A 21,342-nucleotide genomic window follows, 5' to 3' on the forward strand; every position below is an offset into this window, starting at 1 on the left:
GAGTTGACAGCGCCGCCTCCCGCGCCCTTAAGCGAGGAGCATGACCGCCGAGCCCGGATCCGCGATGACGCCCTCCTGCGAGACGACGTCCCCTTCCGGGCGCCTCGGCCGGCTCCTCGCCGAGCGCCGGGCGCTGATCGGCATCGTCGGCCTCGGCTATGTCGGGCTGCCGCTGGCGCTGGCCGCGCTCCGGGCCGGGTTCCCGGTCCTCGGCTTCGACGTCGATCCCGGCCGCGTCGCGGCCCTGAACCGGGGCGAGGGGGCGTTCCACCACATCCCGGGCGAGGCGCTCGGCGCGGCGCTCGCCGCCGGCACCTTCCGGGCGACCGGCGACATGGCGCGGCTCTCCGAGGCCGACGCGGTGCTGATCTGCGTGCCGACGCCGCTCACCCGCCACCGCGAGCCGGACCTGTCCTACGTCGAGGCCACCGCCCGGGCCATCGCCGCCGTCCTGCGGCCGGGCCAGCTCGTGGTGCTCGAATCGACCACCTATCCGGGCACCACCGACGAGGTGATGCGGCCGATCCTGGAGGCCGGCGGCCTGCGCTCGGGCGACGACTTCTTCCTCGCCTACTCGCCGGAGCGCGAGGACCCGGGCAACGGCGAGTTCGACACCGCCCGCATCCCCAAGGTGGTGGGAGCGGACGACGCCGCCGCCCGCACCCTGGCGGAAGCCCTCTACGGCGCGCTCGTGGTGCGCACCGTGCCGGTGTCGTCGGCGGCGGCGGCGGAAGCCGTGAAGCTCACCGAGAACATCTTCCGCTCGGTCAACATCGCCCTCGTGAACGAGCTGAAGCTCGTCTACGACGCGATGGGGATCGACGTCTGGGAGGTGATCCAGGCGGCGGCCACCAAGCCGTTCGGCTTCATGCCGTTCCAGCCGGGACCCGGCCTCGGCGGCCACTGCATCCCGATCGACCCGTTCTACCTCGCCTGGAAGGCGCGGGAATTCGACGTGCCGGCCCGGTTCGTGGAACTGGCCGGCGAGGTCAACACGCGGATGCCCTACCACGTGGTCGAGCGGCTGGCGGCGGCCGTCGACCGGACCGGCCGGGCCTTCTCGGGCGCGACGGTGCTGGTCATGGGGCTCTCCTACAAGCGCAACGTCGAGGACACCCGCGAGAGCCCGGCGCTGAAGCTGATCCGGCTGATCGAGGCGCGCGGCGCGCGCGCGCTCTACCACGACCCCCTGGTGCCGGTGCTGCCGGCGACGCGCGAGCACCCGGAGCTCGCCGGGCGCCGCTCGGAGCCGCTGACGCCAGGGACCCTGCGCGCCGTCGACGCGGTGCTGATCGCCACCGACCACGACGGCGTCGATTACGGGCTGGTGGCGCGCGAAGCCCGGCTCGTCGTCGACACCCGCAACGTCATGGCCCGGCACGGGCTGCCGGATGGACTAACAGGTGCGACGATCGTGAAGGCGTAGAACCGGGAAAAACCGCGGCTTCCCCGGCACATGCCCCCGGCGGGGCCGGCCGGCGCCCTGGCGAGCGGGGCCGCGGCGGGCTAAGAACGCGGAGGAACGCCGCGTACGCGGGGGGTCGAGGGCAGCAGATGGGTCGGCTCGCAGGGTTTCCCTTCTTCAAGGATGCGGGCGTCGACCTGACCTCCTACGAATCGCGCTGCATCTGGCGGCGGTTCGACGCCAACGAGATCCTGGTCGACTTCGACGACGCCTCGACCGACGTCTACCTGCTCGCCGCCGGCGAGGTGCGGATCCTCAACCGGACGCAGTCGGGCAAGGAGGTGATCCTGGGCGAGATGCGGGCCGGCGAGCTGTTCGGCGAGCTCGCCGCCATCGACGGGGTCAGCCGCTCGGCCAACGTCACGGCGCTCACCCGCGGCGAGCTCTGCGTGGTGCCCTCGGCGGTCTTCCGCGAGATCGTGTTCGCCGCGCCCCCGATCGCCGACCGGCTGCTGCGGCTCTTGGCCAAGCGGGTGCGGATGCTCAACGCCCGGCTGATGGAGCACGCGGTCCTCGACCTGCGCCACCGCCTCTACGCCGAATTGCTGCGCCTCTCCGCGCCCCGGCCCGGCACCGACGGCGAGCGCGCTGTGAGCCCGCCGCCCTACCACCACGTGCTCGCCGCCCGCATCGGCTGCCGCCGCGAGCAGGTGACGCGGGAATTCACCGTGATGGCCCAGGAAGGCCTCGTCGACCGCACCCGCGGCGCCCTGATCCTGCGCCGGCCGGACATTCTCGAGGCGCGGGTGGCGGAGGCGTTGCGGGAGGACACCTAGGTGTATGGTCCCGGAATGAGGGGGCGCGGATCGATCGTGAACCGGCCCGGGTCTTCGGTCCAGGCCTGACAGATGGTTTGGAACGGGGTCTTCCAGCGCAGCGCCCTGAGGTGCTTTCCGACATCCTAGACGGCCGGTCGGTCGTGTCGGCTGATACCTAACGCTGACGGGCGATTCATGGGTCTGCTGACGATCCATCTGCGACATTCAGAATGTCCGCTGCCCGGCGATTGATGGCCTCGCCGAGGCGATCTGAAACCCTGGCCGTGCCCGCGCTTCAGAGCACAGGCCAGGCCCAAAAAACTTCTTGATCTAACATATATTAATGACCGTTATTCAGATCGACAGCATTGTCGAATAGGGTGCGGTGTGCCCAATTCGAATATTTCCCGCTCAGACAACTTGTGAGCATCGACATTTGATATTAAATTAAGGCAGATCAATGCCGTATTTTTTCTTAAATTTCAGCGAATATCGCGAGAGCTTGCCTAGCGAACCCCTGGAATTCGCCGATCTTGAACAAGCATATCTTGCGGCTTGTGGCAGCATACCCTCGATATCAAAAGAACTGCTTATAGATCGGAAGGATCCGCTTGCAGCCTTCTGTATCATCACCGACGAAAAAGGTCGAGACTTAATAACTGTGCCTTTTACGGATGTGCTTGCGCCTTCAGAGTGGCGTCGCGCACGGACGCAACAGGGTCCACATGAATGGCCTCGCTCCACTCGCAGCCGCGATGCGTTGGCTCTGGCGAGCTTTCGCCAGATGTTTGGTCCGGTCGATGCAGGCTGTGTTCTGATGACCCCCGAGATGCACATTATCGAGATGAACGAATTTGGAGCTCGTCACAGTCACGTAGATCCAGAGGCTATTCGTGGTCAGTCGATCTATTCAATATTCTGCGACCTGCGCGGCGAGCCTAAAGATAGTTTTACTGAGTTTATGTCGCTGGCACAAGCAGGGGCTGCATCACAGGTTACGGATCTCCCCTATCTTGTGCTGGACGCTGAGGGCCAAACAACTCACGGCTGGTGGAACGCGCGCACTTGGCCAATTTTCGATGACCACAATCATCTGCTCGGCTTCGTGGAATGGGCGGAGCCTTTCACGTCACCTACACGAGGAGGCAGGACGACTGTGCGGGTCACGAAGCGACAGACTTGACTGACAGCCAGCCGAACGTCGGCCGTCAGGCGTGAGAGCAAGGACCCGTCCCAACCCCGTGCGGTCATTCCGCATGTCAGGCTTGGCTGTGCGGAAAACAGGTGCCTGCCGACAAGGTGACGAGCCATGTCGACTGACGTCCTCCCCCACTTCCGACCTCGGCTGTGACACTTGCACGACAAACCCTGTCGGATTGGCAGAGCACGCGGACTCGTCTCTGCCAGGGTTTTCCGACAGGCCGGTCGGGTGCCGGCAAAGCCTCGGTCGAGCGGCCACTCGAGATCGCCCGCTCGATGCCGGTCGACGCGCTCGAGCAGCCCGGCCGGCGGCCGCCCGCTGGGCAATCGGGAGCACCCGACGGGAATGAAACCGAGGTTCGGGGTGATCGAGCCCGGGGGGCCGCCTCCCATCCCGGGCCGTCCTCCGATCGAAGGACCGGCGCTCGCCCCTACCGCCCCTCCGGCCCGTAGGCCGCCAGGAACACCCGCACCGCCTCCGCCACCCAATAGGCCGTCTCGGCCTCGGTCGGCGGGTCGCCGACGGCGAAGAGGAGGCGGCGCATCGTGGTGGCGGCGCAGAGGTCGAAGAAGTGGCGGGCGGCGAGGTCGGTGTCCATCGCGCGCAGGCGGCCGGCGGCGACCTGGGCGTCGAGATAGGCGCGCAGGCGAGCCCGGCCGAGCAGCGGGCCCGCCTCGTAGAAGGCCCGGCCGAAGCGCGGGAATTTCTCCGCCGCGCCGATCACCATCCTGACCGAGGCGATGTGGTCGGGCCGCACCATCGCCTCCATCAGGCTGGTACCGAGGCGGCGCAGCACGGCGGCGATGTCGGGGTCGTCGTGGTCGAGGCGGCAGATGCTCTCGGCGAGGCTCCGCTTCTCCTCGATCGTCAGCGCCTCGAACAGCGCCTCCTTGCTCTCGAAATAGACGTAGAGCGTGCCCTTCGAGACGCCCGCCGCCTTGGCGATCGCCCCCATGCTGGCGCCGTCGAAGCCGCTGGCGAGGAAGACCTCGCGGGCGCCGTCCAGGATCTGGCGGCGCTTGTCGGTGTCGGCGGGCGGGGGGCTTAAGGGAGCGTCGCTCATCGGGGTGCCATGAGGGTTGAGACCCAATGTGGGGGGTGCCGCGGCGGCGATCAATCGGACTCGCGAACGGCCTTGTGCACCGCACGCGAAGCCGATTGACCGAACGGTTCGGTCAAATTAATATCGCGGTCGTTCGAGAGCCGTCAACCGATTCGGTGCACGGTGGGGGCCTATCCCCGAGGGCGGGTGGACTACGATGGCGTTCCGAGACGATTACGCACAGGGCCGGCCGGCCGGCGAGGCGGCCGCGAAAGCCGCGCCCCAGGCGACCGCGCCGGCCATCCAGCCGCCGGCCGCGGCACCGCCGGCGAAGCGCAGGCGCCCCTTGCGCCGCCTGGTTCTGCTCGCGCTTCTCGCCGGCGGCGGCGCCTACGGGGCCTATGCGGGCCACGAATGGTGGACGACCGGCCGCTTCTTCGTCACGACCGACGACGCCTACGTCCAGGCCGACATCTCGACGCTGGCCGCCAAGGTCTCGGGCTACCTCGAGGCGGTGCCGGTGGTGAACGGCCAGGCGGTCAAGGCCGGCGACGTGATCGCGCGGATCGAGGACGGCGATTATCGCCTGGCGCTCAAGGCCGCCGAGGACAAGCTGGCGACGCAAGGCAGCGTCATCGCGCGCATCGCCCGCCAGGCCGAGGCCGCCCGCGCCCAGGTGCTGCAGGGCCAGGCGCAGATCGACGCCGCCAAGGCCGACCAGGTCAGGGCCGCCGCCGACTACCAGCGCCAGCAGCAGCTCGCGCTGTCCGAGTTCGCCGCCAAGTCGCGCCTGGAGCAGTCCCGGGCCGACCGCGACCGGTCGGACGCCACCGTGAAGGGCGCCGAGGCCAACCTGATCGCGCTCCAGGCCAACGTCGCGGTGCTGGAGGCGCAGACCAGGGAGGCCGAGAACCTCGCCGCCGAATTGCGCACCGCCGTCGACCGGGCGAAGCGCGACCTGACGTTCACGGTTCTGCGCGCGCCCTTCGACGGGGTGATCGGCAACAAGGCGACCGAGGCCGGGGCCTATGTCGGGCCGGGCTCGCGCATCGCCGCGCTGGTGCCGCTCCAGAGCGCCCGGGTCGACGCCAACTTCAAGGAGACCCAGCTCGGCCGGGTCCGGGTCGGCCAGCCGGTCCATATCCGGGTCGATGCCTGGCCCGACCGCGACATCGTCGGCACCGTCGAGAGCCTGTCGCCGGCCTCCGGCTCGGTGTTCAGCCTGCTGCCGCCCGACAACGCGACCGGCAACTTCACCAAGATCGTCCAGCGCCTGCCCGTCCGGGTGCGCGTGCCGGAGGCGGTCGCCCGCGAGGGCCTCTTGCGGCCCGGCCTCTCGGTGGTGGTGCGGGTCGACACCCGCGGCCTCGACGAGACGAAGCCGCCGGCCCCGATCGAGCCGCATCAGGCGGTATCGGAGAAGGCTGCGGCTTTGCGCACGGCGGGGCGCTGATCAAAAGAAGACAATCGTAGACCGCGGGATCCCCTCTCCCGTGTGGGAGAGGGGTAGGGGCGATCGAAGATCGCGCGAGGGTGACACGCTTCAGTGTAAAGCGCTAAGCGTGGTGCTGGTAGCGGGACGGTTCGAGCTAGATTCAGAACCGTAGCACCCTCACCCCCTACCCCTCTCCCACACGGGAGAGGGGAGTTGCGTCATAGCTTCGTCAAGACGAGACAATCATAATCGTCTATTTCTACAATCCAGCAGGCACCGAAAGACATGGCTGCGACCCCCGCGCCCGCCGACGCGCCGATCGACCGCCGCCGCATGGTGGCGTTCGTCTGCATGGTGTTCGGGATGTTCATGGCGATCCTGGACATCCAGATCGTCTCGGCCTCTCTCGCAGAGATCCAGGCCGGCCTCTCGGCCTCGGCCGACGAGATCCCGTGGGTGCAGACGAGCTACCTCATCGCCGAGGTGATCTCGATCCCGCTGTCGGGCACCCTGTCGCGGGTGCTCTCGACCCGCTGGATGTTCGTGATCTCGGCCGGCGGCTTCACCCTGATGAGCCTGATGTGCGCCACCTCGTCGACGATCGGCGAGATGATCGTCTGGCGCGCCCTGCAGGGCTTCATCGGCGGCGGCATGATCCCGACGGTGTTCGCCTCGGCCTTCACCATCTTCCCGGCCTCGAAGCGCAGCGTCGTCTCGCCGATGATCGGCCTCGTCGCGACGCTCGCCCCCACCATCGGCCCGACGGTCGGCGGCTACCTCACCGACCTGTTCAACTGGCACTGGCTGTTCCTCGTCAACATCGTGCCGGGCATCTTCGTCACGGTCTCGACCTATTTCCTGGTCGATTTCGACAAGCCGAACCTCGACCTGCTCAAGCGCTTCGACTGGGCCGGCCTCGGCCTGATGGCGGCGTTCCTCGGCTGCCTCGAATATGTCCTGGAGGAGGGACCGACCCACGACTGGTTCCAGGAGGAGGCGATCTTCGTCGCGGCACTCGTCTGCGGGGTCACCTGCATCGGCTTCTTCTGGCGGGCGCTCACCGCCGAGCAGCCGATCGTGGATCTGCGCGCCTTCTCCGACCGCAACTTCGCCGGCGGCTGCCTGTTCAGCTTCGTCATGGGCATCGGCCTCTACGGCCTGACCTACCTGTATCCGGTCTATCTCGGCCGGGTGCGCGGCTACTCGGCGCTGCAGATCGGCGAGACGATGTTCATCTCGGGGCTGTGCATGTTCGCCACCGCCCCGATCGCCGGGCGCCTCTCGGCCAAGGTCGATCCGCGGATCATGATGGCGATCGGGTTCGCGGGGTTCGCCGCCGGCACCTGGATCGTCACCGGCATCACCAAGGACTGGGACTTCTACGAGCTGCTGTGGCCGCAGGTGCTGCGCGGCTGCTCGCTGATGCTGTGCATGATCCCGATCAACAACATCGCGCTCGGCACCCTGCCGCCGGCCCGGATGAAGAATGCGTCGGGCCTCTACAACCTCACCCGCAACCTCGGCGGCGCGGTGGGCCTGGCGCTGATCAACACCGTGCTCAACGACCGCTGGGACCTCCACCTCGCGCGCCTGCACGAGCGCTTCACCTGGACCAACCCGATGGTGCTGGAGCGCCTCGACAGCATGGCCAAGGGCTTTGCCGGGCTCGCCGGCAACCCGGACGCCATGGCGCTCAAGGCGATGATGAACACCGTGCGGATGCAGGGGCTGCTGATGAGCTTCGCCGACGTGTTCCTGATCCTGACCGTGCTGTTCGTGCTGATGGCCTGCGCCACGCCGATGATCCGCCGGCCGCGCCCGGGCGGGGCGGGGGCGGACGCGCATTGAGGCCGGCCGGTCCCGCCGGGGCGGCGGCCTAAAACAAAGGCGCCCCTCCCCGGACGGAGAGAGACGCCAAGTCGACGACACGTCTCGGGAGGAGATGCGGATGCCGTCCGGGTCGAGGGACGCAGCGGACGGAATCGATGCGTGTCGCCTCATCGATACACGCGGCCGCGCAGATCCCGCAAGTCGTGACAGCATGGACCTTGGTCCGAGGAAACTATACCGCCACGCTTGACGTGAGGGGACCGCGCCTTCCCCGGCGGCTGCCGGCAGGGAAGGCAGGATGAGAAGCCGGACGGGCGGGGCCGCGGCGCGGCGCGGCGGGCCTTCCCGCGCCGGCCGTTCCCGGGCTAGATGGCGGGCCTCTCAAGCCCACGCCGCCCGGACGACGTGCCGAATCCCGCCTCCCCCACGCCCCCGCCCGCCACCGGCCGCCTCCGCTTCGAGGCGGTGTCGAAGCGCTTCGGCTCCCATCCCGCCGTCGACGGCGTCGACCTCGATCTCGCGCCCGGCCAGGTGTTCTGCCTGCTCGGGCCGTCCGGCTGCGGCAAGTCCACGCTGCTGCGCCTGGCCGCGGGCTTCGAGAGCCCGAGTTCCGGCACGATCCTCCTCGACGGGCAGGACCTCGCCGGGGTGCCGCCGCACCGCCGGCCGGTCAACATGATGTTCCAGTCCTACGCCCTGTTCCCGCACCGGGACGTGGCGGGGAACGTCGCCTACGGGCTCGAGCGGGAGGGCTTGGCACGGGCGGAGATCGCCGCCCGGGTCGGCGAGATGCTGCGCCTGGTGCAGCTCGATCCCTTGAGCGCGCGCCGGCCCGACCAGCTCTCCGGCGGCCAGCGCCAGCGGGTGGCGCTCGCCCGGGCGCTCGCCAAGAGGCCCCGGGTGCTGCTCCTCGACGAGCCGCTCGGCGCCCTCGACCGCGCCTTGCGCGAGGAGACGCAAGGGGAGCTGCGGGCGCTGCAGCGCCGGCTCGGCACCACCTTCGTGGTCGTCACCCACGATCCCGCCGAGGCGATGGTGCTCGCCGACCGCATCGGCGTGATGGCGGCCGGCCGGCTGGTCCAGGTCGGGTCGGCGGCCGCGCTCTACGAGCGCCCGGCCACCCGCTACGTCGCCGGCCTCCTCGGCGACGTGAACCTGATCGAGGGCCGGCTCGGGGAGGGCGGGGCCGGCGCCTCGCGCGGTCTCGACACGCCGCTCGGCCGCCTGCAGGCCCTCGACCATCACGGCGCCGGGCCCGCCGGGGCGCCGGGCCTGCTGGCCGTGCGGCCCGAGCGGCTGAGCCTCGCCGGGGAGGGCGCGCGCGAGGGGCTGGCGGGCACGCTCCTCGAGGCGACCTATCTGGGAGACAGGATCCTCTACCGGGTCGGGATGGCGGACGGGCGGGTGCTGCGGGCCTCGGGTCCTCCCGGCCCGGGGCCGGGCGCCGGCGCCCCGGTGCGTCTCGCCTTCTCGAGCGATGCCGCCTCGCTGCTGCCGGCGGATCCCGCATGACCGGGCGCCTGCGCGAGGCCCTGCGCCGTCTCGCCCTCCCGGCGGTGCCGCTCGCCTGGCTCCTCGCCTTCTTCGGCCTGCCGTTCCTGGTCGTCGTCAAGATCAGCCTGTCGGACCCGGCGACGGCGCTGCCGCCCTACACGCCGGTGCTCGACTGGGATGCGGGGCTCGCCGCCTGGGCCGACGTGCTCGCCGCCCTCGACTTCGAGAACTACCGCACGCTGATCGCCGACCCGCTCTACCTCGAGGCCGGCCTGACCTCGCTCGCGGTGGCGCTGGGCGCGACCGGGCTCCTGGTCCTCGTCGGCTACCCGATCGCCTACGCCATGGCGCGGGCGCCGAAGGCCTGGCAGCCGCTGCTCGTCGCCCTGATGGTGATCCCGTTCTGGACGAGCTTCCTGATCCGGGTCTACGCCTGGATCGCGATCCTCAAGGGCGACGGGCTCCTCAACCAGGCGCTGCTCGGGCTCGGGCTGGTCCGTAAGCCGGTCGAGATCCTCAACACCCCGGCGGCGGTGATGATCGGGATGGTCTACGCCTACCTGCCGTTCATGGTGCTGCCGCTCTACGCGGTGCTGGAGCGCCTCGACCGCGGCCTGATCGAGGCCGCCCGCGACCTCGGGGCGAGCCGGCTCGCCGCCTTCCGTACCGTGACCCTGCCGCTGTCGTGGCCCGGCCTCGTCGCCGGCGCGCTCCTGTGCTTCATCCCGATCACCGGCGAGTTCATCATCCCGGACCTGCTCGGCGGGCCCGACACGCTGATGCTCGGGCGCGTGCTGTGGAGCGAGTTCTTCTCCAACCGCGACTGGCCGCTCGCCTCGGCGGTCGCGGTGGCGCTGCTCGTGATCGTCGCCGGCCCGGTGGTCTTGTTCCGCGAGGCCGAGTCGCGCCGGCTGGAGCGGCCCTAGATGGAGCGGCGTTGAGATGCACCGCGCCCACCCGCTCGCCTTCGCCGCCCTGGGCCTGGGCCTCGCCTTCCTGTACGGGCCGATCCTGCTGCTCGTCGTCTACTCGTTCAACGCATCCCGCCTCGTCACGGTCTGGGCCGGGTTCTCGACCCGCTGGTATGCCGGCCTCCTCGACAACGCCCCCCTGGTCGAGGCGACCCTCGTCACCCTCAAGGTCGCCCTCGCCTCGGCGGGCCTCGCCACCGTGCTCGGCACGCTGGCGGCGCTGGCGCTCGACGGGCGCCGGCGCTTTCCCGGCCGGCCGCTCCTCACCGGGCTCGTCTACGCCCCGATGGTGATGCCGGAGGTGATCACCGGCCTGTCGCTGCTGCTGCTCTTCGTCGGCCTCGGCGTCCCCCGCGGCGTCTGGACCGTCGTGATCGCGCACGCGACCTTCACGCTCTGCTTCGTCGCCGTGGTGGTGCAGGCCCGCCTGCGCCAGCTCGACCGCTCCCTGCTCGAGGCCGCCGCCGATCTCGGCGCCGCGCCCGCCACGGTGTTCCGCACCGTGACCCTGCCGCTGATCGCCCCGGCGGTGATCGCCGGCTTCCTCCTCGCCTTCACGCTCTCGATGGACGACCTCGTGATCGCGAGCTTCGTCTCGGGCCCGGGCGCCACCACCCTGCCGATGCGCCTCTACAGCCAGGTCCGGCTCGGCGTGACCCCGGAGATCAACGCGATCTCGACGCTGCTGATCGGGGCGGTGAGCCTCGCGGTGCTGGGGGCCTCGGTGCTGACGGCGCGGCGGGGGCGTTAGCCGATCACGATATCGACCGGGACGGGACCGTCCTCGTCGCGCAGATCCGCCACGATGACGGGCAGGCGGGCGTCCACGGTCGGCGCCTCGGCACGGAGGCCCGGCACGTCGCTTTCTTCGACGTACCAGACGTCCGCTTCGGGGTCGTGGGCGATCCGGATGGTGGGCGCGGACATGGGGAGCGATCCCGGACTGTCGGGACCACCGTCGCGGATGGCGACACGGTCCGCAACAGCCCCCCGGCGGCCCCCGATCCTCACCGGGTGCGAGCAGCAGGCCTATTGAACGAGGCCACCACACAGTCCACTATCCCACTGCTCCACTTTCCTGTCGGCAACGAGTCGGAATGATGTGATGAAGGTCTCCGTTGCGGAAGCGGAAGGGCAGCTGGCCGACCTCGTGCGGCGGGCAGAGACCGGCGACGAGGTGATCCTCACCCGCCAGGGTCGGGCCGCCGTGCGGCTGGTGCCGGTGAGGGCGCCGCAATCCGTGGAGGAGCGGGAGCGGATCATCATGGCGGTCCGAGAGGCCGGCCGCGCCAAGGCAATTCCGGGACCGTCGGCTGCCCGAAGCCAGGATTTTCTCTATGACGACGAGGGTCTGCCACGGTGATTGTGGTCGATACCTCCGCGCTGATCGCCATCGCTCAGGACGAAGCACAGGCTGCGGAACGTATGGCCGTTCTCGTCGCAGAACCTCACATTCTCATCTCGGCCGGCACTTTGGCCGAAGCCATGATCGTGTCGGGGCGGCGGAACGTCGCCGAGGGTGTGAGAGCTCCGGTCGATGATCTCGCCTTCGACGTGATCCCCGTCACGGCCGCCACAGCGCATGATTGCGCGGCGGCCTACGCCCAATGGGGAAAGGGCGTGCATCCGGCCGGCCTGAACTTGGGCGATTGCTTCGCCTACGCGCTGGCCAAGGCGCGCCGATGCCCCTTGCTCTTCGTCGGCGACGATTTCGCTCGCACCGACGTCGCGAACGCGCTGCGCTCCGGCTGAAACGGCCCCGATCCTGCAAAGCCCGTCCCGGACGGCTCTTCCGCCGGCCACCGGACCCCGGAGCGTCTCGCATGGATGTCGGCGTGTTCATCCCGATCGGCAACAACGGCTGGCTGATCTCGGAGACGGCCCCGCAATACAGGCCGAGCTTTTCCCTCAACAAGGCGATCGTCCGGAAGGCCGAAGGCTACGGGCTCGATTTCGCCCTCTCGATGATCAAGCTGCACGGCTTCGGCGGCAAGACCGAGTTCTGGGACTACAACCTCGAATCCTTCACCCTGATGGCGGGCCTCGCGGCGGTGACCGAGCGGATCCGGCTCTTCGCTTCGACCGCGGTGCTGACCCTGCCGCCGGCCCTCGTCGCCCGGATGGCGACCACGATCGATTCGATCGCCCCCGGCCGCTTCGGCGTGAACATCGTCTCGGGCTGGCAGAAGGCCGAGTATGCGCAGATGGGCCTGTGGCCCGGCGACGACTATTTCGGCTACCGCTACGACTATTCCACCGAATACGTCCGGGTGATGAAGGAACTGTGGGAGACCGGCCGCTCCGACTTCCAGGGCGAGCATTTCCGGATGGAGGGATGCATGATGAAGCCGACGCCGTCCGGCCCGATCCCGATCGTCGCCGCCGGCCAGAGCGGGCGCGGCATGGCCTTCGCGGCGACTTGCGCCGACACCAACTTCGTGCTGGGCGCCGGCCTCAACACGCCGACGGCCTGCGCGCCGACCTGCGCCCGGCTGATCGAGGCCACCGCCAAGACCGGGCGCGACGTCGGCTCCTACGTGCTGATGATGGTGATCGCCGACGAGACCGACGCGGCGGCCGAAGAGCGCTGGATGGCCTATCGCCGGGGCGCCGACGTCGCGGCCCTCGCCTGGATGCTCGACCAGAGCAGCCAGGACACGAAGGCCTCGGCGGACTCGACCGCGACCTGGATGAATCTCCCCGAGGGCGCGGTGAACTTCAACATGGGCACGCTGGTTGGGTCCTATGCCACCGTCGCGCGGATGCTCGACGAGGCGGCCACGGTGCCGGGAGTGACGGGGATCATGCTGACCTTCGACGATTTTCTCGCCGGCCTCGACGCCTTCGGCACCCGGATCCAGCCGCTGATGGCCTGTCGCCGGGATCGCCCGGGGATCGCCGCGTGACGGTCTCCGACGCGCTCATCGCCCGCACCATCCTGGCCGGCACCGTCGCGGAGGCCGCCCCGGCCCGGGACCTGCCCTCGGCCTGGGAGCGCGACGCCCCCGAGCCGGCTCAGGCCGAGCGGCACCTGCGGCAGGCGGCCGAGGCGACCGGGGCGGCGGCGCCCATCGCGCCCCCTCTGCCGCCGGCCGAGGACGGGCCGCTCCACGGCCTCGGGATCGGCGCCCTCCAGGCCGCCTTCGCGGCCGGGACGACCGATCCGGTGGCGCTCCTCGCGGCGCTGCGTGAGCGCATCGCCCGTCATCCCTCCGGCCGCGACGCGGTGCTGGCCCCGGTGCCGGGCGCCGCCGCCGCGGCCGAGGAGAGCGCCCGGCGGATCCGGGCGGGCGCGGGCCGGCCGCTCGAGGGAATTCCCTTCGGCATCAAGGACATCATCGACTGCGCCGGCGCGCCCGTGACCTGCGGCTCGCGCCTGACCGGCGACCGCGTGGCCGAGGCCGACGCGACCGTGGTGGCGCGCCTGCGGGCGGCGGGCGCGATCCCCCTCGCCATGCTCGCCACCACCGAGTTCGCCTGCGGCTCGGCCCACAACCCGCGCTACGGCAGCGTGGGCAATCCCTGGGACCGGACGCGCTGGACCGGCGGCTCCTCGACCGGTTCGGGCGCGGCGCTCGCCGCCCGGCTGATGCCGCTGGCGCTCGGCACCGATACCGGCGGCTCGATCCGCGCGCCCTCGGCCTGGTGCGGCACCACCGGCCTCAAAGCCACCCGCGGGCTGGTGCCGCGCACCGGCGTCGCACCCCTGTCCTGGACCCTCGACCATGTCGGGCCGATGGCCCGCTCGGCCGAAGACCTCGCCCGGGTGATGCCCTGGATCGCCGGCCCCGACGATGCCGACCCCCACGCCGCCGGCCGCTACGACGCCTCGCGCGCCCGCGGCCTCGCCGGGTTGCGGGTCGGCGTGGCGGAGGGCTGGTTCACGGCGATGCAGGACGCGGCGGTGCTCGCCGCCTGGCAGGCGATGCTGCGGGTTCTGGAGCACGGCGGCGCGCGCCTCGTGCCGGTCGATCTCGGCCCGGTCGCGACCGCGCACCAGGACGGCTACACCATCGTGATGGCGGAACTCGCCGCGCTGCAGGAGCCCGACCTCGACCGCGCCGCCGGCCTCGATCCCGGCACCCGCGCCCGGATGGACCAGGGCCGGCTCTTTTCCGCCACCGACTACCTGCGCGCCTTGCGCCGCCGGCCGCTGGTGCTGGCCCAGGTCCTCGCCGCGCTCGGCGATGTCGACGTGCTGGTGACCCCGGGCCTCGGCGGGGAGGCGCCGTCCCTCGACACCCTCACGGTCGAGGTGGACGGCACGGCCCACCCGCTCCAGGCGGTGCTGCCGCGCAACACCATGCTGTTCGACTACACCGGTCTTCCGGCCCTGATGCTGCCGACCGGACGGGGACGGACGGGCCTGCCGGTCGCCGCGCAGGTGGTGGGCAAGCCCTACGACGATGCGTTGTGTCTGGCGGTGGGAGCGGCGTTCCAGCGGGAGACGGAGCACCATCTCGGGGCGCCGCCGGAGGCGGGGTGATCCGTTCCTCCGCCCTGGGCCCGATGAGCCATCCGCTCCCCTCGACGGGACGCGCAACCGTCGTCGTCATCCCGGGGCCGCGCAGCGGAATCCGGGATGATGCGGGATTTTCCGGCTTCGATCGACTCGCCCGATCGGGCCCTCAATACTCCCACTCCGCCCCCACTCCCACGGCCGTCCGCCCGTCGGCACCGGCCTCGCCCTGCACCTTGATCCGGCCGGTCACGTCGTAGGTGATGGTGGCTGCGCTGTCCTCCGGCCGCGCGCCGGCGCGCACGCCGACATTGACCCGCTCACTGATCGCCCGCGACAGGCCGACCGCCGCGCCGCCCTTCGCGCCGGCCTGGATGTCGAGGCTGTCGAGGCCGAGGCCCTTGCGGGCGCTCTCGAACACGTCGGGCCCGCCGGCGCCGCCGGAGAGCTGGGCGACGGCTTGCGCGAGCTGGAGCGCCTGGAACGGCGACAGGCCGCCCGAGGCCTTCTTGAAGAGCAGGCGCGACAGCACCTCGTCCTGCGGCAGCGGCGGCTCGGAGGTGAGGGCGAAGTCGGGCTGGTTCGCCGGGCCGGTGACGGCGATCTTCGCCGTGACGTCGCCGGCCTGGGACTGGGCCAGGAAGTCGAGGTCGGGCGCGGTCAGGTCGCCCGCGAAGGTGAGGCGGCCGCGGGTGAAGTCGAGGCGCTGGCCGACGATCTGGATCCGGCCGCGGCGCATCGCGAAGGCGCCGTTCGCCACCGGCGCCGCCGAGGTGCCGGTGAGGCGCAAGGACCCGCCGAGCTCCGCGTCGATGCCGCGGCCGCGCACGGTGATGCGGCCGGGCGCGTTCACCGCGAGGTCGAGGGTGGCGAGGAAGGGCGGCGCCTTGCGGGCGCGGCGCGACGCCGCCTCGCGCTTCGACCGCGCGGCGAGGCGGGCTCGCGTCTGCGGCGGGGCGTTGACGTGGCGGATGCCGGGCAGCGGCTGCACCGTCGCGGGCAGCCGGTCGGGCACCGAGACGTCGAGGGAGACGACGTCGACTTGGCCGGTGACCCGCGGGGTGCGGGCGAGCGGCCCGGAGAGCGACAGGTCGAGGCCGGTGATCAGCGTCATCAGCGGGCTCGAGACCAGCTCGGCCCGGTCGGCCCGGAGGGTGAGGGTGCCGGGGAAGCCGGCGGCCGGCTCGACGGCGACGCGGCCTTGCGCCTGCAGGGTGCCGCCGTTGCGGGTGGCGGCGGTCAGGCGCTCGATCACGACCGTGTCGCCGCGGCCGGTGACCCGGCCCTGGATGTCGGTGAGGTGCACGCCGTTCAGCGGATCGGTGAAGCTGCCGCCGGTGAGCGTGGCCGAGCCGTCGACCCGCGGGGCCTGGAGCGTCCCATTGATGCCGGCATCGAGCGCGACCCGGCCGGTCAGGCGCTGGCCGCCGGCCGCCAGGAGCGTGTTGGCGAGCGCGGCGTCGAGGGTGCCGCGGGTGCGTAAAGACAGGGCGCCGCCGGGCTCGACCGGGAGCGAGCCGGACAGGGCGAGCTGCACCAGACGGCCCGCATTCACCGTGCCGTCGAGGCTGGCGCGGCCGTCCTCGATCCGGCCCGCGGCCTTGGCGTCGATCGGCGGCAGGCCGGCGGAGCGGGTCTCGGGCGTCACGAGACGCGACACGCCCAAGGAATAGCGCCCCTCCGGGCTAGCGGCCGGGCCGGCAAGCGACGCTTCGCCGTCGAGGGTGCCGGACAGCGCGAGGCTCGGCGCGGCGATGCGGGCGAGCGACAGCGGCAGGCTCTTCAGGCCGAGCCGCAGGTCGAGGCGCCGGCCGATCGTGCCGTCGAGGCTGGCCCGCCCGGCGCCGGCCGCGACGGCGAGCCGCTCGACCGTCACGCCCTCGTCGCGAAACGTGATCGTCGCCGGTCCCGCGAGCGCCAAGCGGTCGGCGCCGCGCACGGCCGTGAGACGCGACAGGTCGAGGCGCGGATGCGCGGCCGGGACCAGCCGGGCGGCGGCGTCGAGGGTGAAGCCCCGGGCCCGGGCCTGGAGCGCGAGGTCGCTGCCCTCGGGCGCGGGCCTGGCGTCGAGGCGGACCGCCTCGATCGTCTCCGAGCCGGCGACGAGCCGGTCGGCATTGAGCCTCCCCGAGACCCGGGGGCTCTGCCAGAGATCGGTGCCGGCGAGGTCGGCATCGAGGCGCGAGAGCGCCGCGCCGGCCGCCCGCACGCCCTCGCCGGTCGCCCGCACCCGGGCATCCTGGCGGCCGCCGGCGCGGGACAGGGTGATGGCGGCGTCGAGCCGCCCGGCGAGGCGGGTCAGCGCCAGGGCCGAGAGGTCGTCGAGGTCGCCGGCCTTGAGCGACACCTCGCCCTCGGCGAGGCGCGAGGCCGGATCGGCGGCGGCGCGGCCCGTGAGCGCCACCGAGCCGAGGGTGACGGCGAGCCGGTCCAGGATCCAGTCGGCGCCGCCTCGGGCGAGGTGGAGGTCGCCGGCCAGCGGCTTGCCGTCGACCCGGCCGGCCAGGGTCACCGTGCCGTCGAGGGCGCCGGTGACGTCGGTGAGAGCCGCCCGCGCCGCGAGGTCGCGGATCGGCCGGCCCATCGCGCGGGCCTCGGGGGCCGAGACGGTGAGCGCGACGTCCGGCCGCTCCAGCGAGCCGGTGAGGCGGGCGTCCAGCCCGGCCTTCCCGGCGAGCTCGGGGTCGATCGTGGCGAGGTCGGAGAGCTCGACCCGGCCGGTCATGTCGGCCTTCGTCTCGGTGGCGCGGCCGTCGACCGTCGCGGTCACGGCGTGCCCGGTGAGACGCGCGGCCTGGACGGCGTAGCCGTCGGGGAGCCGCGTCAGGCGGCCGGTGAAGCGGGGCGCGCGGCCGAGCGTCCGGTCGAGGGCGGGGGTGCCGAGAGAGAGCGCCTCGGTCGTCGCCTCGACGTCGGCGGTGACGCCGGCGCGACCCGGATCGCCGGAGAGCAGCGCCTTCGCGGCGATCCGGCCGCCGAGCGGCCGGCCGGCGGCCAGCGAGAAGGCCGCGAGGTCGGGCAGTTCCGCCCTCAGCGTGCCCGCCACCACGTCGCGGCCGATCCGGCCGGCGTAGCGGGCGCTCGCGGTCGGCGCCTCCAGGCTCGCCGTCTCGAGGTCGGCGACGCCGTTCGGATCGATGCGGCCGGTCAGCCGAAACGCCGCCTTCGGGCCGATGGCGCGGCGCAGGGCCGGGTCGGCGAGGTGGAGCCCGTCGACATCGGCATTGGCGACGAGGCGGAAGGACTGGCCCGGCGGTTGGTCGGTTTGTGCGCGCGGCAGCGGCTCGGCGACGAGGTCGGCGCTCGCCCGGCCCAGCCGGCTGCCCGCCGCCGAGAGGCCGGCGGCCCGCAGGGTCCCGCGCACGGCCGGCGCGTCGAGGGGGCCTTTGAGGCTCGCATCGAGCACCAGGGCTTCGAGGGTCGCGTCGCCGGCCTTGGTGACGCCGCCCTCGGTCGGCAGCGCCCGGGCCTGGAGGGTCAGGTCGGCTTTGCGGGCGGCGTCGACCCCGCCGTTCAGCGCCAGCCGGGCGGTGCGCGAGGTCAGCTCGAACCGGTCGACGCGCACGGCGCCGTCGTCGACGAAGCGGAGGGTGCCGTCGAGGCGGGTGGTTCCGGCGAAGACCGCGGCGAGCGGCCCCGGCATCAGGCCCTCGACCCGCGAGGCGAGGTCGAGCACCATGCGCCGCTCGGGGCCGGCCCGGTCGATGCGGGCCTTGCCCTCGGCGCCGATGCCCTCGCCGGCCCGGAAGTCCAGGGAGGCGTTCCAGGCGTCGAGCGTGCCGCGCCCGTCGAGGTCGAGGCTGACCGGCGGCAGGCCGGGCAGGTTCATCAGCCGCGCCGCGAGGCCGCCGGCCGGCTCGTCATGGGCGAGCTTCACCTCCAGGCGCCCGCTCTCCGGCACGTAGGCGAGCTTGATCGTGACGGTGCCGGGCTTGTCGAGGCGGCGCAGGCCGACGCCGAGATCGAGGCCCTCGCGCGGGTCGCCGAGGGTGGCCTGGCCCGCCCCGGCGATGCGGGCGGCCTCGCCCACCACCGGCTCGCCGAGGGCGAGCTCGGCGAGCTGGAACGCCTTGACCACCACCTTGACGGGCAAGTCCGGCAGCAGGGCCTCCTTGTCCTGCGACGGCGGGCTCGCCGAGGGCAGGGGCCGGCGCAGCACCTCGAGGCGCCCGATCTCGAGCCGGTCGATCTCGAGGCGGCGGGAGAGGAGCGCGGTGCGGCGCCAGATCAGCCGGGCCCTGTCGAGGCGCAGCCAGACGCCGTCGCGGTCGGCGATGGCGACGTCGCGGATCGTGGCGTCGGAGGAGAGCGCCCCGTCGACGGCGCCGATCGAGACCCGCGAGGTCGGGGTCGAGAGGGCGCGGGACAGGAGGTCGCCGAGGATCGTGGTCTCGCCCTCCGCCGCCTCGCCGGTGGCGGCGTGGCCGAGCCAGGCGAGGGCCAACAGAACGACGGCGAACGCGGCGGTGAGGAGGCGCGAGGCCCGCATCTGCATCATTCAGAAGGCCTGACCGAGGCTGATGTAGAGGGCGACCGGCGGCTGCTTGAGCTGCTTGTCGGGGTTCAGCGGCACCGCGAGGTCGACCCGGATCGGGCCGATGCCGGTGTAGTAGCGAAGGCCGAGACCCGCAGCTATGCGGATGCGCTCGTCGAAATCGGGCAGGGTGCCGGCGAAGGCCGTGCCGGCATCGACGAAGGGCACGATGCCGATCGTGTCGGTGATCTTGATCCGGCCCTCGATCGAGCCCTCGAGCAGCGAGCGCCCGCCGACCGGCAGCTGGTAGGGGCCGATCGGCCCGACGGTGCGGTACGAGTAGCCGCGGATCGAACCGCCGCCGCCGGCGAAGAAGCGCAGGGAGGCCGGGATGTCGGCGAGGCTCGCGCCGCTGACCGAGCCGAAACCGAGGCGCGCCGCCACGATATAGCGGGCCTCGTCGTCGAAGGCGTAGTAGGTCGAGCCTTGCGCCTTGGCGATCAGGAGATCCGGACTGCTGCCGAGGCCCGCGTAAGGCGTGAGCGAGGCGGTGACGCGAAAGCCCTTCGTCGGGTCGAGCAGGCTGTCGGTCGAATCGTAGGTGACGCCGGCATTGAGCCCGATGAGCCCGTAATCGACGCGGCCGAGCGCGTCGCGGTCGGAGCCGACCCGGCCGTCGAGGCCGATTTGCGCCGAGAAGGCGTCGGCGAAGCGGTGGCGGATCGCGACCGTGCCGCCGGTGGCGTCGCTGAGGTAGGATTGCTGGACCTCGCGGCCGATGAAGGCGCTGGCGAGGAGGTCGTTGCGGGTGCCGAACAGGGCCGGCTTGACGAAGGTGGCGGACAACCGCCCGCCGAGCCCGTTGGTCTCGATGCCGGCGAGCTTGCGGCGGCGGGCGTAGTAGTCGGTGCCGAGCCCGAGATAGGACAGGTCGGCGTCGATCCGCAGGGTCTCGCCGCCGCCGAACAGGTTGCGGTCGGCCCAGTAGGCGCGCACGCCCGGCCCGTCGACGGTGGAGTAGCGCGCCGAGACGCCGACGATGTGCGGCGCGCGCTCGGTGACGTCGACGAAGACCGGCAGGCCCCCGTCCGCGTCGAGCGCCGTGCCCTCGCGCACCCGCACGCCCCCGAGCGCCTCGATGCGCGAGACCGAGCGGCGGATGTCCGACAAGGCCTGCGGCGAGTACGGATCGCCCGGCTCGGCGTAGATGAAGGAGCGCACCACCGCCGGGTCGAGGTTTTGCGTGCCCCGCACCGTGATGGGGCCGAGCGTCGCCGTCGGCCCCGGATCGACCACGAAGGTCACGTCCATGGCGTGGGCCGCGTGGTCGACCACCGGCTCGCGCCGCAGCACCTTGGCGAAGGGGTGGCCCTCGCGGCGGAAGCGGTCGATCAGCGCCGCCTCGCGGGCGAGCACCGCGGCCGAGCGGGCCGGCACGTCGTCGTCGAGGCGGGTGAGGCGGGCGGGCACCGCCTCGGGCGGGAACGGGAGGCCGGCCGGATCCAGCACCGTGATCCGGCGCAGGTGATAGAGCGGGCCCTGGTCGACCGCGATCCGCACCGCCACCAGGGTCCGGTTGCGGGCGGCCTCGGCGGCGCGCACGGCGGCGCGGGTGGAGGCGTCGCCGCCGAGCACCACGTCCTCGACGCGGAAGCCGATCCTGCCGTCGTAGTAGCCGAAGCCCCAGAGCGCATCGACGAGGCGGGTCGCGTCGGCCTCGGCCCGGCGCAGCAGGCCCTCGCCGTCCGGCGGCGCGTCGTTGCGCAGGCGGTAGAGGCTCGACGTGTCCTGGAGCGCGCGCAGCAGGTCCTCGTCCTCGACGCCCTGGAAGCGGACGGCGTAGGGCAGGGCGGCCGGGCTCGGGGCCGGCGGCGCCTCCTCCGAGCCGAACAGGCCGAACAGGTCGAAGGCGCGGGCCGGCTCCGCCGTCCCCAGGCCGAGCGCGAGGCCGAGCCCGAGCGCCTTCGCGACCCCGGCCCCCATCGTTCCCGCTGACGGACGCGCCTTCCGCGCGCCGCGATGGTCGACCCGATCCCGCATGCCCCCCGGCCGTGCTGCAAGGCGGCGCCCGATCGGGCGCCGCCGGATACCCAATTCACGCCACCGGCGCGCCTCGTCTCTACGCCCGTCGCGGGCTCCCGCGCCCCGCGCCGTGTCCGACCCCGTGACGAGACATCTTCCCCGAGGGACGAATGACCCAAAGGGCCGCGTGA

Annotated in this window: 16 protein-coding genes and 1 pseudogene; 12 read left to right on the forward strand and 5 right to left on the reverse strand. The window is 72.1% G+C overall.

Translation table 11 applies throughout. The features are described 5' to 3' along the window. Window positions 1-40: 40 nt before the first annotated feature. Both A5481_RS24650 and A5481_RS24655 read left to right on the forward strand, forming a co-directional pair. Complete coding sequence (locus tag A5481_RS24650; protein WP_425350214.1) at window positions 41-1,426, forward strand: nucleotide sugar dehydrogenase; 1,386 nt, start codon at window positions 41-43, stop codon at window positions 1,424-1,426. 128 nt (window positions 1,427-1,554) lie between these two features. Beyond that, on the forward strand, window positions 1,555-2,241 hold the full coding sequence (locus A5481_RS24655; protein WP_064504384.1) for a Crp/Fnr family transcriptional regulator: 687 nt from the start codon (window positions 1,555-1,557) through the stop codon (window positions 2,239-2,241). Here A5481_RS24655 and A5481_RS33870 read toward each other — a convergent pair. Beyond that, window positions 2,238-2,357, reverse strand: a pseudogene (locus tag A5481_RS33870) (IS481 family transposase); the annotation flags it as partial. The gene A5481_RS24655 and the pseudogene A5481_RS33870 sit on opposite strands and share 4 nt — an antisense overlap. Window positions 2,358-2,683: 326 nt before the next feature. Between A5481_RS33870 and A5481_RS33875 the strand changes: the two are divergent. After that, on the forward strand, window positions 2,684-3,406 hold the full coding sequence (locus tag A5481_RS33875) for a DUF6894 family protein (protein WP_156312270.1): 723 nt from the start codon (window positions 2,684-2,686) through the stop codon (window positions 3,404-3,406). A 448-nt stretch (window positions 3,407-3,854) separates the two neighbouring features. On the opposite strand, the gene A5481_RS24660 is transcribed toward A5481_RS33875, so the two are convergent. Beyond that, window positions 3,855-4,487: a TetR/AcrR family transcriptional regulator gene (locus A5481_RS24660; protein WP_064504385.1), complete on the reverse strand. Its 633-nt coding sequence runs from the start codon at window positions 4,485-4,487 to the stop codon at window positions 3,855-3,857. Window positions 4,488-4,683: 196 nt separating this feature from the next. Here A5481_RS24660 and A5481_RS24665 point away from each other — a divergent pair, with 196 nt between their 5' ends. From A5481_RS24665 to A5481_RS24685, 5 genes are all read left to right on the forward strand, one after another. Continuing rightward, on the forward strand, window positions 4,684-5,919 hold the full coding sequence (locus A5481_RS24665; RefSeq protein WP_048437621.1) for an HlyD family secretion protein: 1,236 nt from the start codon (window positions 4,684-4,686) through the stop codon (window positions 5,917-5,919). Between the two features lie 267 nt (window positions 5,920-6,186). Beyond that, window positions 6,187-7,749, forward strand: coding sequence for a DHA2 family efflux MFS transporter permease subunit (locus tag A5481_RS24670; protein WP_064504386.1), 1,563 nt, complete (start codon window positions 6,187-6,189; stop codon window positions 7,747-7,749). 387 nt (window positions 7,750-8,136) lie between these two features. After that, on the forward strand, window positions 8,137-9,243 hold the full coding sequence (locus A5481_RS24675) for an ABC transporter ATP-binding protein (RefSeq protein ID WP_245298662.1): 1,107 nt from the start codon (window positions 8,137-8,139) through the stop codon (window positions 9,241-9,243). Continuing rightward, on the forward strand, window positions 9,240-10,151 hold the full coding sequence (locus A5481_RS24680) for an ABC transporter permease (protein ID WP_048433794.1): 912 nt from the start codon (window positions 9,240-9,242) through the stop codon (window positions 10,149-10,151). The genes A5481_RS24675 and A5481_RS24680 overlap by 4 nt, the downstream gene beginning before the upstream one ends. A gap of 16 nt (window positions 10,152-10,167) precedes the next feature. Further along, window positions 10,168-10,947, forward strand: a complete 780-nt coding sequence (locus A5481_RS24685) for an ABC transporter permease (RefSeq protein WP_048433795.1) — start codon at window positions 10,168-10,170, stop codon at window positions 10,945-10,947. Here the strand turns inward: A5481_RS24685 and A5481_RS24690 are convergent. Continuing rightward, window positions 10,944-11,123 (reverse strand): DUF1902 domain-containing protein, encoded by a 180-nt coding sequence (locus A5481_RS24690; RefSeq protein WP_048433796.1) that lies wholly within the window; start codon window positions 11,121-11,123, stop codon window positions 10,944-10,946. The genes A5481_RS24685 and A5481_RS24690 overlap by 4 nt on opposite strands. Before the next feature lie 178 nt (window positions 11,124-11,301). On the opposite strand from A5481_RS24690, the gene A5481_RS24695 reads away from it, so the two are divergent. The 4 genes from A5481_RS24695 to A5481_RS24710 all read left to right on the forward strand — a co-directional run bounded on the left by A5481_RS24695 (window position 11,302) and on the right by A5481_RS24710 (window position 14,682). Continuing rightward, on the forward strand, window positions 11,302-11,559 hold the full coding sequence (locus A5481_RS24695) for a type II toxin-antitoxin system Phd/YefM family antitoxin (RefSeq protein ID WP_048433797.1): 258 nt from the start codon (window positions 11,302-11,304) through the stop codon (window positions 11,557-11,559). Next, window positions 11,556-11,948 (forward strand): type II toxin-antitoxin system VapC family toxin, encoded by a 393-nt coding sequence (locus A5481_RS24700; protein ID WP_048433798.1) that lies wholly within the window; start codon window positions 11,556-11,558, stop codon window positions 11,946-11,948. Before A5481_RS24695 ends, A5481_RS24700 begins: the two co-directional genes overlap by 4 nt. 71 nt (window positions 11,949-12,019) lie before the next feature. Beyond that, window positions 12,020-13,102 (forward strand): pyrimidine utilization protein A, encoded by a 1,083-nt coding sequence (gene rutA, locus A5481_RS24705; protein ID WP_048433799.1) that lies wholly within the window; start codon window positions 12,020-12,022, stop codon window positions 13,100-13,102. After that, window positions 13,099-14,682: an amidase gene (locus A5481_RS24710; protein WP_082173101.1), complete on the forward strand. Its 1,584-nt coding sequence runs from the start codon at window positions 13,099-13,101 to the stop codon at window positions 14,680-14,682. Before rutA ends, A5481_RS24710 begins: the two co-directional genes overlap by 4 nt. 142 nt (window positions 14,683-14,824) lie before the next feature. Here the strand turns inward: A5481_RS24710 and A5481_RS24715 are convergent, their stop codons facing one another. Together A5481_RS24715 and A5481_RS24720 are read right to left on the reverse strand one after the other, a co-directional pair. Beyond that, on the reverse strand, window positions 14,825-19,153 hold the full coding sequence (locus tag A5481_RS24715) for a translocation/assembly module TamB domain-containing protein (RefSeq protein WP_048433800.1): 4,329 nt from the start codon (window positions 19,151-19,153) through the stop codon (window positions 14,825-14,827). Next, window positions 19,154-21,112 carry an autotransporter assembly complex protein TamA gene (locus A5481_RS24720; protein ID WP_048433801.1) on the reverse strand — a complete coding sequence of 653 codons (1,959 nt, stop codon included), beginning with the start codon at window positions 21,110-21,112 and terminating at the stop codon, window positions 19,154-19,156. It lies immediately after the preceding gene. Between the last annotated feature and the right edge of the window lie 230 nt (window positions 21,113-21,342).

The sequence above is a fragment of the Methylobacterium platani genome (genome assembly GCF_001653715.1).
Lineage (GTDB): Bacteria > Pseudomonadota > Alphaproteobacteria > Rhizobiales > Beijerinckiaceae > Methylobacterium > Methylobacterium platani.